Consider the following 12,906-nt stretch of genomic DNA (forward strand, 5'->3'; position numbering starts at 1 on the left):
GTTAGCAACCTATATATTTAGCGTAGAACAAAAATTTTAGGAATACTGAAAATTTTAACTAGGATGATCCTTGCGAAATAACTCGCGGCTCTTATAGCCCGCTTGAAGAATCATCTTCATTTCCTCCCTTCTCTTTACTTTGGTTTCCTCTTGTTTCGCACTATAGACATAACGCGCCCAATCTTTGCGATAGCCTAGGGTAAGTGATTGGTAGAAGTGAAATAGTTCCGGCGTGTCCTCCAAATCCTTCTCCACACTTGGCACCAATGCTATATAATCATCAACGCGTTGACTTGATTGTGTTACAATCTTGTCTTTGCCTCCAGCGTCCTCTTTCAGCCCGACAACTGTAAAAACATCATCCAGCCCGACCATGCGTGAAAATTTAATATCGCTATTCCCGATATACCCTTTCTCATCGCTTCCAATACCCGCAAGCAGATCATCCCGATGAATAAACGTGGGGTAAATTTTGTTTCCTTTTTTAGGATAGCCCGCATAAAGATAGCCATTTTCATTAAGATGCTGATGCTCAATTACACGGTTAATAAGCTCCTTTAATGACTCCATATCTAATACAAATGCAAATATGAGATCATACGCACGATCCTTGAGCGCAGTATCATAGCCCGTTAATTCTGCAAAATAATTAAATCCTTCAGGCTCAGCCAATACTGCTGCATGCTTGTACTTTTGTAAATTCAGTTTTTCTACAATCGATTTGGCCATTATGATTTATCCCCTTTCTAGATTGATGCTAAGTATAGCCTAAAAAAATACAGTACATAAATCAAGGAGGAATCTGTGCGGAGGCCTTCACCGTCGGTAGTTCGTTCCTCCTGCTGCCAACTATTATTTCTTGATGGAAATTGTCGAATTATGGTATTGTTATAACGAATTGTACATATAAAAATCGAAAGGTTGATCTTAGTGACCCGTTCTGACACCTTGCACAGAAGAAACAAACTGCTCGTCAACATCATTTGGGGAATGCTTATATTAGGCATTGCAGTAGACATCCTGACCGGCGCACCCTCAAGCTCCGTTATCGTTCTCCTTATTGTAGGTTCCATTACCTGCGGATTAGCCACAATCATGACATACAAACGTTGGTTGTCCGACTATGTCATGTACTTCATTCCTATGATTGTTACCGTTCTAACACTGCTCTTAATTATTACAGGGCCGATTATTACGACCTATTTTCTCATATTTGTGAATTTGGGAATCATGACGCTATACAGCAATTTCCGAGCGCTCGCCTTCTCTACCCTTTTGGGAGTCGGCCTCAGTGTATACTTATTCATGAGTCCCTACAAAGAAGAAATGTTTGGAAACAATGATCCTGTTACAATTATGATGTATTTGGCAATGATCGCAGCTCCGCTCTTGGCCTCTACCAAGTTTAGTGAACACTTACAGACTGAAGCCGCCAATCAAAGAGAGAATGCGATAGCCGAGAAAAACCGAACTCAAGCCATTATCGATCGGATCTCCTCCTCCCTTCATGTTCTAAATGATTTCAATTCCAATCTCAAACAGAATGTGACTTTAACAAGCACGATTTCACAAGATGTGACCTCTGCATTTTCTGAAGTAACCTCCAGCATCGAGACACAAACGACCAGCATATCGGATATTAGCGAATCTGTTCGCATCATTGAGAACACGGTAGCTTCCTTAGTCTCCCGATCAACAGAGATGAGATCCTTATCCGAGAACTCCGTTAAACTGACGAAGAGTGGCAGCGAAGAGGCAGAACTGCTTACAAAGAAAATAGATCATGTGCACGAAACCATCGATATATCCGTTGTACTGATGACGGAGCTAAACGAGCAGAACAAACTGATTAGTGATATTGTAGCAACAATCAATCATATCTCCTCACAAACTAACCTATTAGCACTTAATGCCGCCATTGAAGCTGCTAGAGCAGGCGAACATGGGAAAGGCTTTGCTGTCGTTTCGAGCGAAATTCAGAAGTTGGCGGAAAGCTCTAGGAAATCGACTGAGCAAATAGGCGAAATATTGGATAATATCCGGATGAAGACGGATCAAGCTTCCGAACAGATTATACTCGGACAACAGACGATTATCGAAAGCCGAGATGCGACGAAGCATGTTATGGAAGTCATGCATTCACTCTCGGATGATTCTATGAAAGTAGAAGAGAAATCCGCGCAGGTACAGCTTTTTGCTGATGATGTGTTTAGCCAATATACGAAAATAGCTGAAGAAATCGGCACCATTGCAGGGACTACGGAAGAAAACATGGCGTCGATTGAAGAAATGTCAGCCAGTATGAGTACGCAGGATACTCGAATTACAAATATTAAGGACAGTTTTCTTAAGTTGGATGAGCTCGCCACAGACCTAAACAAAATGTCCCAAAGCTAGCTGCTGACTAGTATCATTTAGTCAGTAAATAATGAGGAACTCCTTATAAGGGGTTCCTCATTTAAGTTAGCTTCTTTTTTAGAATAGGATTGCTGATGAACAAAGCTTCGATGTGTCCCCCTTCTATTAAATACTGATCTCCATCCACTTATAGCTCTCCCTCGTACAAAGTCGTATCCACTGACTCCATATATGGCGTCCACTCCCCTGTGGCATAGAGTAGGAGCCGCTGCATGGCGCGAGTACATGCCGTATAGAAAAGCTTGCGTTCGCTTTCCCGATGGTATACCTGTGAAGAAGCATCATAGATGAGCACAGCATCGAACTCAACGCCTTTGGCGAGATAAGCAGGAATGACCATTATTCCCTTCTCAAAGGTAAGCGTCTCCTTCCCTATAATCCGCAGCTCCTGACAACCCTCGCTCATTAATGCTCTGTAGGCATCTCTACTCTCGGCCGCGGTCTTTGTAATGACAGCAATGGAGCTGAAGCCTTCAGCCTGGAGCGCCGCTAGATCTGCTGCCATCCGCACCGCCCGCTTCTCATCGCTGTCTGCGTGAATGAGGAATGGCTTGCTGCCGCTCCTATCGAAGGGCACGATCTCCTCGCCGCCTGGCAGTAAAGACTTCGTGAATTGTACAATCTCGCGGGTCGAACGATAGCTGCGGACAAGAATGATTAAGCTCGTTTCTGTCTCACCGTAAAGCTGGATCAGCGGTGAATCTGCTTCTTGTAGATTCGTTGCCTGAGTGAAAATCGCCTGTCCGAAATCTCCGAGCACCGTCATACGAGCACGAGGGAACAATTTTTTGAGAAACTCGTATTGAAACAGCGAGTAATCTTGGCCCTCGTCAACGAATACATGGCGCACCTCCGTGTTCGTGCGAGCTGCCTCGATAAGTTCTTTTAAATACAGGTACGGGGTGACATCCTCATACAATAATTCGAGCTGGTTCAGCTTCTCCTTCGTTTGAATGCAGATTTCCTGCCAAAGCTCGGGTAATTCGGACTCATTCGTCATCTCACGAAAAGCGACAGCATCGCTGAACAGCTGAATATAAAGCCCCTTCACATCTACGAACATCAATCGTTTCACCATTCGCCTCAGCGGTTTGAATTGCTCTTTCACGATCATGCGACGCAGCAGTTCTTCCTCCTTCTCAGCATAGTCGAAGTCATTCTCATCTCGCTGGTACTTCTTGTTTAGTATGCTGTAGGCTTCTGAATACTGCTCGTTGTCAAGGAAATGGAGCTCCTCCTGCACCCAGAATTCCTCCTGCTCCTTGCGCTCCAGCGTCACCAGCTCTTGAAGCAGCCAATCCCGCAGCAGAGCTACACGATTGGCCAAACGGATGGAAGGGTCATAGCTGTAGAACTGCGATTTCATTTGCTCTGCGGTGACTAAATCACGGTCCCGGAAACGAATGCTTTCGAATAGCATTCCTCCGCGCCCCAGCCACAGTGTATAGCTTTGAAGGGCTTGAAGGAATGCTTCAGACGCCTTATATTTGATCCCATTCAGACGCGCCTCATACCCATGTGTAGATTCTTCTGTGAGCACATATTCAATCTGATCAAACGGATCTTCAAGGCGTAACGTTGCTCCAAGCCAATAGTCAACATATTCCTGGAAGGTCGTCTGCTGCATGTTCTCCTCGCCAAGCTCAGGAAGAACTGACGATACATAGCTGTTGAATAGCGGATTAGGGGAGAATAGAACGATCTGATCGGCCTTGAGCCTCGCGCGGTGTTTGTAAAGCAAGTACGCAGCCCGCTGAAGGGCCGCTGATGTCTTCCCGCTGCCAGCCGCCCCCTGCACAATTAACATCCTGCTTTTGTCGTTACGGATAATAGCATTCTGCTCTTTTTGTATGGTTGCCACAATCCCCTTCATCCGTGAATCCGCACCCCTGCCAAGCACCTGCTGCAGCATTTCGTCACCGATTGTTAAGCTTGAATCGAACAAATTATGGAGCTGCCCGTCACGGATCTGATACTGCCGCTTCTGCTCCATTGTCCCAGTAATTTGTCCACCCGGCGTTTCATAGGCAGCCACCCCCGGGGAATAGTCGTAATACAAACTCGCAATAGGGGTGCGCCAGTCATACACCAAAAACTCTATGCCGTCTCCGTCGATGATGGAGGATACGCCGATATAAACTTGCTCACTGAAGCTCTGACCATCCTCCTGGAAATCAATGCGCCCGAAGTATGGCGATGACAGCAGCCGGTTCATCCTTTTCCATTCCTGAAATAGCTGTTGGTGCCTATTTTCCCGTTCGGTTAATACCTTCTCCTGCTGCTTAATACTGAAGAAGGTTTCTTCGAAATCTTCATGTGTGCTTGTGTTGACCGTAACCTCCTGCCAAAACCGGTGGCGGATATCCACCACTTGCTCGCGCAGTTGAGCCACCTCCGGCTCCAGTTCGACGATTCTAGATTGCAGCTTTTCCGTAACCAAATCTAGCCGCTCCTGTTCTTGCTGCCATTCCTTCGCGTTAATCATCCTCTTGAACACACTCCTTTTTCGGTCTAGTACGGAGAAAAAAAAGAACATTTGACAAACAGCAGGCTCTCGTGCTAAAATTAAATTGTAAGAAAGATTAATAATACCTTTACATAATTAAATCTATGACATCTTTCATATGGTATCATGGATTTTATTTGCGTGCAAATCATTTATTTCCTCCTAAAGAAACCGGCAGAAGCTGCCGGTTTCTTTTTTTATTCTGATCATGCAAACCATCCTATTGCCCTGGCTCCTCAATGCTAAATACAATAACAAAATATTTTAAGTTCTCCCTGCTCCCTCTGCGATAACAGCAAGTCTCTCTCTTATCTGATCTTTGCAGACGCCGCCATGATAAGCAATAACAGTCTCAATGTCTAATTCGGCTAGCTTGGCAACTGATTGAAGTGCTTGATCCATATCTATTGTGAACTGTGCTGATGGTGGCATGAGCACACCCTCTTGCGCAGTCAATGCATCTCCAGAAATCAAGGTTTTACTAGGCAGATGGTAAAGGGAGATATGATCCGGCATATGTCCCGGTGTATAAACAACCTGGATGCCGCCACAGTAAGGAAGCACTTCTCCATCCTGTACCGTGTAATCAACTTTAGCTGGACGAGCCATGTGGCCACCTTTCATCAATGGCAGCTCTCCCATTATGTATGGCTTGGCAAGTGGATGTGCCAGCACCTCTATCCTATTATTGGATTCTGCCAGCAGCTCGGGCAAGCTGCCAATATGATCATTATCATGATGAGTGATGATGATTTTGGTCAGCCTATCGAACAAGTTAGATTCCCGATTCAGTGTTTCTTTTATAAGCTTGCCATGACCGGGTATTCCGGTATCAACTAAGATGACATCCTTCTCATCCCAGAATAGAGCAGCATGAACAACAAACGAGCCAGCATTCAATTCCAGTACAATCGGCATAACACCCATATTTGACTCCATAGTTTAACATCCCCCTCAATTTAATTTATCTTGATTGTATGCGTTCTCTTTTATTACATCAAGTCATTTCAAGTCCGGAGCCATTGTGCTATAGCGTTATTCCATTTCTGTAACTATCGTACTGTTTTCGATATCCTCAAAACTAGACGTTTGAATCCCAAAGAGGTTACATATCTCAATGGTGGCCAGATTACTAACTATGTATTTGGGTAAGAATCTAACAAATTATTTTTACTTAGTGAAATGCTCACATCCGTAGTCTTTTGTTCAGAAGAAGAAAACCATTTCTTAATTGACTCGAATTCTGATGATATTAAGTCCGGTGTTTTAATGATAAATTGATTATTGTCGATCCAATGATATTCGTGAAGAGGCCAGGTTGGGGTAAGCATATACAATTTAGCCATTTGATCTGATTGATAAGGAATTACCTTTAATTGTTCTAAATCAACAGCAATGAGAATATGCCTAACGACCTGAGAGCCTTCATTATATCCATATCTTAATAAGACCCTTCCTTTGTCTAACGAGACTTTAAAGTCCTGAAAGATGCCATTTGCAAGAGCAATACTAGATATATTCGAGTTACTTATCTTCACTAAAATAGTAGAGCACTGCTTATTTCCACAGCTGTATTGTAATAAGACATATTTTGTTTGTTTAGAACTAGCGAGTACTGTGTATTGAGTTCGTTCAATTTCGGCCGTACGATCTGTTTGTGCATCGAGATAGGATCTATATAGAGGTATGTCTTTGATGAGTAGGCTGAAGCTCGTGTCATCATCTTCATTAATTATCAATTTTTCAATTTCATGGCCGGATAATGGGGTCTCAAATGCATTTGATGTTGATGTTTTATTAGGCATTTGTTGATCGTTTATTACGATTAGAAGTAGAGAGGCCACTCCAAATAAGAGGACGAACATTAATATTTTATTTTTCATTTTTTACTCCTTTTCAAAAAAATAAAGTTGTTATAAGGAGATGTTAGCGACTGATGACATGAAAATAGAACGATAAGAGCTATGTCCTATCGTTCTATTCTTTTGCGATTATGCTCTTGTAATGCCTGCCGTGTTGCAAGATTACGCAATAGGTGTACCATTTTCAACAAATTCGTCCGGCCGCAAAAGCACTACATCTCCATCTTGCGGCACTGCCCCAATGACCAGCACTTCGGATTTAAAACCTGCAATTCGTCTAGGCGGAAAATTGACAACTGCTACAATCTGTTTGCCAATTATCGTTTCAGGCGAGTACCTCTTCGTTATTTGTGCTGAAGAGGATAAAATACCTAATTGCCCAAAATCTATCTCCAGCTTTAAAGCAGGATTTCTTGCTTCAGGAAACAGCTCTGCCTTGAGAACCGTACCTATACGGATATCTAATGCATGAAACTGATCAATTGACGCCATAATAGTCCTCCATATATTAGGTGAATATTGCTCTAGTTGAATTATACAACATTTTGATGCAAACACTCCAAGCTGCCAGCACAAATGTTTCCTTTTATCACCGGTCGCCCGGTATTGATTCCGCAGCTTTTCCCACTTTTCTTTCGAGTATCTCGATAAGAACCCATACCGCTAAGCTAGCGATGACCGCTGCAACGGCAGATCCGCCTGCATGCAGCAGCAGTGTAGGCACCCAAAGCAGTCCTAGTGAACGATGTACCGTTCGCATCCACTTGTTACGAATCTTATTAATGAAGAAACCGTAACCGACAATCATCAGCAGAATGACGAATCCCGCGAGACCACTGTAAATATTAGGGTCACCTGATTTGAAAATTAGAAAATATATGCCGTGAGCCGCAATAACAATCAAAGTCGCCCAGCCCAACAGCTTGTGCACAGCGTGCAGCAGCTTTCCAGCTTGACGCACCAGCCACGACGGCGATTTAAGCTTCTTCTTGAACCATATCCAGGAGAAGCTTACCGCTGCGAGGAACACAGATATCGTACCCAAGGTTTTAAAAACTTCGTTTGCACCCCCAGGTCTTTCTCCCCCGGGACGATGCATTCCCCCAGTACCGCCTTCTGGGGCGCTCAAGCTAACGTCTCCATTTGCGTGAGACATCGAAATGTAGAAATAAAAAACCAAGAACAGCCCAGCTACCGCTGCAGCTATGATAGCCGGAATCCAAACATTCTTTTTTGTTTTCATAGGCTGATACACCTTTCATAAGGGAAGTGCCCTTATTGTAATGGGGCAAGATGAGAATTCCATTAAAATGAACAGAAAATTTATTTCCCTCTGCAGCTGTCGGTTGTATGCATGTCTCTCGTTCTAGGAGGGATAGGAGGCTAATAAATCATACTATCGGATAATATTAGGAGTATAATAGAAAAAAACCTTTCATAAGGAGGTTGAGATTCATTGTCTTTTCCATTTGATTGCATTACCGATTTTATGTTTTTTGAAACAGAAATGGAGCCAGCAGATGTTATATTAATTCCTGGCGGCAGTCATCCCCAATTAATGGAGAAAGCAGCGAATTTATATCATCAAGGAATGGCACCCGTTATTCTGCCGTCAGGTGGCTCAACTCTTCATGTAGAAACAACAGAATGGGAATTTTTACGGAATGTAGGTGTACAATTAGGGATTCCGAACGATGCAATACTTAAAGAAGATACAGCTGCAAATACTTTTCAAAACTCAAGCCTCTCATTGAAAGCATTAAAAAATGCAGGCATCTACCCTAAAAAGGTAATCTTGGTTTGCAAAAACTATCATGCTCGAAGAGCATTGTTAACCTATCAAATCGATTTCCCTACGGAAACAACCTTCTTTATTTGCCCCGTTATTGATAAAACGGGTACATCCAAAGAGAATTGGTTTCTTGAAGAAGATAAAATAAAGCATGTAATGACTGAACTAGAGAAAGTAGGAAAGTATTTCAAGCATCACATTCCCAATTGGGTTAAATGAATGGATTCGAACTATCATAATCGCAGCTGACAATTGAACATAAAAAAAGACGAGCAAATTCATATCAAATTTGCTCGTCTTTTTATTGTCCAATTAAGTGTCATCCCCTCGGATGAGTACCTATAATTATGACTACCTATACAATATTAACAGGAAATACTACAGTAAAAAGAGCCCAAACACCGCTCTAGGACCAACTTAACTGGATTTTATGCATGTAAATCTCAAATTTTAATACCATATAGAAGAATTTGCTCGAATTAACTGGAGGAAATGCATCTATTTTGTCGCCGAGACGGCTACCTGCTGTGTCAGAAATATAATCTATTTTTCATAAAAAGAAATATTTCATAAGCTGAGAAATAACGAGCAAAAGCGAGCAAACTAAAGCATTCATTTTCTGAAAAGACTCGCTGCCCCCATCGAATCTAACAAACGAAAAATACGAACACACGTTTTTACCATTTGACCCTATTTAATAGCGACTGCTACGATAATTGTACTATTAACTTCTTTTAAGGGTGGTCGCCAGCTTGTTCAAAATACCGGAATGGATCGTTTTTTTTGCAACACAATTAAGCCGCTCTAAAGCGGCATTTCTGGTTATATCCTTGTTAACAATCGCAGCCGTAATGAGCGGAGCCGCAGCTCCTCTTCTCATCGGCAGGTTAATAGACGGCATCTCGCTCCACGGCGGTGAGGGCATCCTTCTTCTCTCCCTCCTTCTGCTTGGGGCCTTGCTGTTAACGGAGCTTTGTTTCTCGTATCGAGCCTATATTTCTGCCAAAGCCATGCTGCGTCTCTCCTACTCGCTGACAGAAGAAACACTTGCCTCGGTACTTCGCACCTCGTCCGCCTTTTTCTCAAAAACACCGCGGGGAGAGCTTCTCCAGCGATGTACGCAGGACACGAGAGTCATTCAGCAATTTGGTTTGTCCGCGCTTCCTGGATTTATTCAAGAGCTTCTGCTTGCCGTCGTTGCCTTGGTCATTATCTTTCGATGGAACTGGCAGCTTGCAGCCATTCTTATTGCAGCCTATATCGTTTTATTTATCCCCGTACATATTTATGGGCAGAAAAGAGGAATTGCCCGCAAACAGCTTGTCGCCCATGATGCTCATCTTCGTCAAAGTCTCCTTGAAAAACTGGATACGGTAAAGCAGACAAAAATATACGGAACAGAACAGCAAGAATCCGAAAGCTTTCGTGCTGAGCAGCAAAAATGGTCCGATCTGAAGTATCAAGAGGGCCTCGTAGAAAGCATGTACCGAACTTTTCCACGCATACCTGATTCGTTAGCGCCCGCACTTATTTTTCTATTTGCCGGATGGCAAATGATTATAGGCGAAGCTTCAATCGGACAATTAGTTACGATTATCGCCTATATACCTGCACTTAACGCACCTGTTCGATCCTTTTTTGAGCTGTATGTAAGTCTTGCAGATATAAAGGTTCGCATTCATGGCATAATGGAATATTTGCAGCTTCCGAACGAGCCCGGCAGGCAAGCTGGCTTGAAACAACTGGATAGCTGCCGTGAGCAATCCATCTCGTTCAAAAAGGTTCATGTTGCGGGAGATCGCGGCACCGATCTCCTTCATAACCTTAGCTTTACAATATCTCCTGGGGAGCATGTAGCCATTGTCGGGCCTAGCGGAGCCGGTAAAAGCACGCTGCTTAAGCTTATTCTGCGACTTCAGGAACCGACGTCTGGAACGATTGAAATAGGGGGCACTCCCTTGCATGAGCTTGACGCTTCCTTCCTCCGAGCCCGAATCGGCTATATGATGCAGGAAGGGGTTTGGTTCAGAGATACGCTTTATCGTAACTTAACCTACTTAGCTAGAGCCGATCGAATTGCATTGGATGCGTGGATGAGGGCTTTTGGCGCTGAAGATATACTCACACAGCTTCCTGACGGTTATGACTCTGTCATAGGCCAGAATGGCGACTCTCTCTCCGGCGGCCAGCGACAATTGATTGGTTTCGTTCGTACGATGCTGAAGCAGCCAGACATTCTCCTGCTGGATGAGGCAACCTCTTCGCTTGATCAGAAGAGCGAGACAAATGTTTATCAAGCGCTGCATACGTACGCTAGCGGTATAACTCGGATAAATGTCACTCATCGGCTGCGAGGAGCAGCTCTGGCTGACCGTATTCTCGTCATGAATCACGGCGAAATTGTCCAGCAGGGAACTCATGATGAGCTGCTCGCTGTCCCTGGCCTATACGCTAATCTATGGCAGCAGGAGATGGATGAGGCCACGCGGGGCGCAGAGAGCATGATGAGGGAAGGAGGGGCAATTCATGAACGAGAACTTATCACCGGCTTTAAATAATCGGAAAGTTATTATGAATTATGTAAGAGCAAATCTCGCACCGCGGCGAGGGAATCTTTACCTCATCATTATGAAAAATATACTAGGCAGCCTTCTGTTTATGATTCCTCCCTTCCTATCGAAGTACGTGCTTGAGAGTGTGCTCCCCCAGCAAAACTGGAATCTCCTTCTTATCGTTACGATAGGTATGGTAGCTGCTCCTATTACAGGAAGCATGATGATAATACTCGAAAATGTTTGGGGCAGATTTCTTATTCGCCTGTCTGCCAGCGGACGAGCCGATATGTACAATGGCATTCAGCATCAATCGATGGACTGGCTCCGCAATCGACGAATCGGTGATTTGCTGACGCGGGTATTAGATGACACCCGATTAATAACCGACATGGTGAATGGGCATCTTGGCTTTATGATTTTTCATATCGTAACCATTATTAGCGGCTCGGTAATATTGCTTGTTCTTAAACCAGCTCTAGGAGCAATCGTACTTCTCCTATGGGCGTTACAAGCTGTTCTCATGTCTATTCTTGGCCCAAAAGTAAAGCGTCAGGCAGCCGAAACGGCGAAACAAAACTCACAGGTGTCCGACACGGTGCGAGAGCTGGTTACGAGTGCTTCATTTATTAAAGCCACAGGCCAAGAAAAAATTGCACTCGGCCATGTAAAGGACTGTCTGAATCAGGAATGGGAGCATACACGTAAAAGTATGAGGACTACTCATCTTATTCGAATGGTATCCTCCCTTCTAAACGCCGCCGTACTTGTATTGATGTATGCGGCAGGGGGATGGTTTGTACTGGGGGAGCAAATGACGATCGGTTCACTAGTCGCCTTCATTGCCGTATATAATTGGCTTCGCCCCTTTGGCGTATCCTTTATCGAAATGGTGCTGGATGTGATTAGAGCCGTGCCGGCGGTGAATCGTATCACGGATATTTGCTTCCCCATAGAGCCGAAGCGCAGCGGATTCATTCCAGAAGAAGCTTTAACGCTTGAAGTTAATCAAGTCTCCTTTCATTATGAGGATCGGTTAGTACTCCGTGATGTAACCCTTCGTATCGCTCAAGGTTCTATTCTGTCCATTGTTGGCCATCGCGGATCAGGCAAATCAACACTTGCCGAATTGCTTCTTGGCCTGCGTGATCCGGATTCAGGATATATAGGCCTGAACAGCATTCCTCTCAATCAAATCGATGCTTCCTGGTATAGAAGCAGCGTATTAGCAATCACACAGGATATTATGCTGAGAAGCGGTACAATACTGGATAATATTTTATATGGCAGCAAGGAGCATGACTTAGAGAAGATTTGGGAAGCTATTCGTCTGGCAGAGCTGGAGGAGTGGATTACGGCTCTGCCCAAGGGCTTGTACACATCTGTTGGAGAGCGTGCGTGGCAAATATCAGGCGGAGAACGGCAGCGAATCAGCATTGCGCGCGCACTTCTTCGAAGGCCCGCCATACTCATTCTGGATGAAGCAACCTCCTCACTTGATCAAAGAACAGAGCGCAGGCTGCTCGATCGCATCATCCAACAATTGAAGGGGACGACGCTCATTTTTATTACGCATCGCTTGGATGTAGCTTTGCGCTCAGATCATATCCTCGTAATGGATAACGGGCAAATTACCGCACAAGGCACACATGAGGAATTAGTATCACATCCTGGTTTATATGCTGAGCTTTGGTCAGAGCAGCGCTAGCATAACTCGTTTTTGGATCAAAAAAAAAGGCTGCTCCGATATGAGTCAAGATCGGAATAGCCTCTAAA

At 44.2% G+C, this 12,906-nt stretch carries 10 protein-coding genes; 4 read left to right on the plus strand and 6 right to left on the minus strand.

Annotated elements, in window-relative coordinates; translation table 11 throughout:
• Window positions 1-54: 54 nt before the first annotated feature.
• Window positions 55-729: a YdeI/OmpD-associated family protein gene (locus tag CEF13_RS24765; RefSeq protein ID WP_102714924.1), complete on the minus strand. Its 675-nt coding sequence runs from the start codon at window positions 727-729 to the stop codon at window positions 55-57.
• A gap of 201 nt (window positions 730-930) precedes the next feature.
• On the opposite strand from CEF13_RS24765, the gene CEF13_RS24770 reads away from it, so the two are divergent.
• Complete coding sequence (locus CEF13_RS24770) at window positions 931-2,397, plus strand: methyl-accepting chemotaxis protein (protein WP_102714926.1); 1,467 nt, start codon at window positions 931-933, stop codon at window positions 2,395-2,397.
• A gap of 148 nt (window positions 2,398-2,545) precedes the next feature.
• Here the strand turns inward: CEF13_RS24770 and helD are convergent, their stop codons facing one another.
• The 5 genes from helD to CEF13_RS24795 form a co-directional block, all read right to left on the minus strand.
• Window positions 2,546-4,903: an RNA polymerase recycling motor HelD gene (gene helD, locus CEF13_RS24775; protein WP_102714928.1), complete on the minus strand. Its 2,358-nt coding sequence runs from the start codon at window positions 4,901-4,903 to the stop codon at window positions 2,546-2,548.
• Window positions 4,904-5,188: 285 nt separating this feature from the next.
• Window positions 5,189-5,863, minus strand: coding sequence for an MBL fold metallo-hydrolase (locus CEF13_RS24780; protein ID WP_102714930.1), 675 nt, complete (start codon window positions 5,861-5,863; stop codon window positions 5,189-5,191).
• Between the two features lie 197 nt (window positions 5,864-6,060).
• Window positions 6,061-6,807 (minus strand): hypothetical protein, encoded by a 747-nt coding sequence (locus CEF13_RS24785; RefSeq protein WP_102714932.1) that lies wholly within the window; start codon window positions 6,805-6,807, stop codon window positions 6,061-6,063.
• Between the two features lie 141 nt (window positions 6,808-6,948).
• Window positions 6,949-7,278 (minus strand): chaperone CsaA, encoded by a 330-nt coding sequence (gene csaA, locus CEF13_RS24790; RefSeq protein ID WP_102714934.1) that lies wholly within the window; start codon window positions 7,276-7,278, stop codon window positions 6,949-6,951.
• Between the two features lie 97 nt (window positions 7,279-7,375).
• A complete protein-coding gene (locus tag CEF13_RS24795; RefSeq protein ID WP_102714936.1) occupies window positions 7,376-8,029 on the minus strand; it encodes a hypothetical protein in 654 nt (217 codons plus the stop codon).
• A 213-nt stretch (window positions 8,030-8,242) separates the two neighbouring features.
• Between CEF13_RS24795 and CEF13_RS24800 the strand changes: the two genes are divergently transcribed.
• The 3 genes from CEF13_RS24800 to CEF13_RS24810 all read left to right on the plus strand — a co-directional run bounded on the left by CEF13_RS24800 (window position 8,243) and on the right by CEF13_RS24810 (window position 12,838).
• Complete coding sequence (locus CEF13_RS24800; protein ID WP_102714938.1) at window positions 8,243-8,797, plus strand: YdcF family protein; 555 nt, start codon at window positions 8,243-8,245, stop codon at window positions 8,795-8,797.
• 533 nt (window positions 8,798-9,330) lie between these two features.
• Window positions 9,331-11,136 carry an ABC transporter ATP-binding protein gene (locus tag CEF13_RS24805; RefSeq protein ID WP_102714940.1) on the plus strand — a complete coding sequence of 602 codons (1,806 nt, stop codon included), beginning with the start codon at window positions 9,331-9,333 and terminating at the stop codon, window positions 11,134-11,136.
• Window positions 11,105-12,838 (plus strand): ABC transporter ATP-binding protein, encoded by a 1,734-nt coding sequence (locus CEF13_RS24810; protein WP_102714942.1) that lies wholly within the window; start codon window positions 11,105-11,107, stop codon window positions 12,836-12,838. Before CEF13_RS24805 ends, CEF13_RS24810 begins: the two co-directional genes overlap by 32 nt.
• The last annotated feature ends 68 nt before the right edge of the window (window positions 12,839-12,906 follow it).

This window comes from Paenibacillus castaneae (assembly GCF_002884445.1).
Taxonomy (GTDB): domain Bacteria; phylum Bacillota; class Bacilli; order Paenibacillales; family Paenibacillaceae; genus Pristimantibacillus; species Pristimantibacillus castaneae.

Excerpts from the sequence above, each read along its gene's own strand:
- CEF13_RS24765 (WP_102714924.1), bottom strand. The coding sequence starts at position 729 with ATGGCCAAATCGATTGTAGAAAAACTGAATTTACAAAAGTACAAGCAT.
- helD (WP_102714928.1), bottom strand. The coding sequence starts at position 4,903 with ATGATTAACGCGAAGGAATGGCAGCAAGAACAGGAGCGGCTAGATTTG.
- CEF13_RS24780 (WP_102714930.1), bottom strand. The coding sequence starts at position 5,863 with ATGGAGTCAAATATGGGTGTTATGCCGATTGTACTGGAATTGAATGCT.
- CEF13_RS24785 (WP_102714932.1), bottom strand. The coding sequence starts at position 6,807 with ATGAAAAATAAAATATTAATGTTCGTCCTCTTATTTGGAGTGGCCTCT.
- csaA (WP_102714934.1), bottom strand. The coding sequence starts at position 7,278 with ATGGCGTCAATTGATCAGTTTCATGCATTAGATATCCGTATAGGTACG.
- CEF13_RS24795 (WP_102714936.1), bottom strand. The coding sequence starts at position 8,029 with ATGAAAACAAAAAAGAATGTTTGGATTCCGGCTATCATAGCTGCAGCG.
- CEF13_RS24810 (WP_102714942.1), top strand. The coding sequence starts at position 11,105 with ATGAACGAGAACTTATCACCGGCTTTAAATAATCGGAAAGTTATTATG.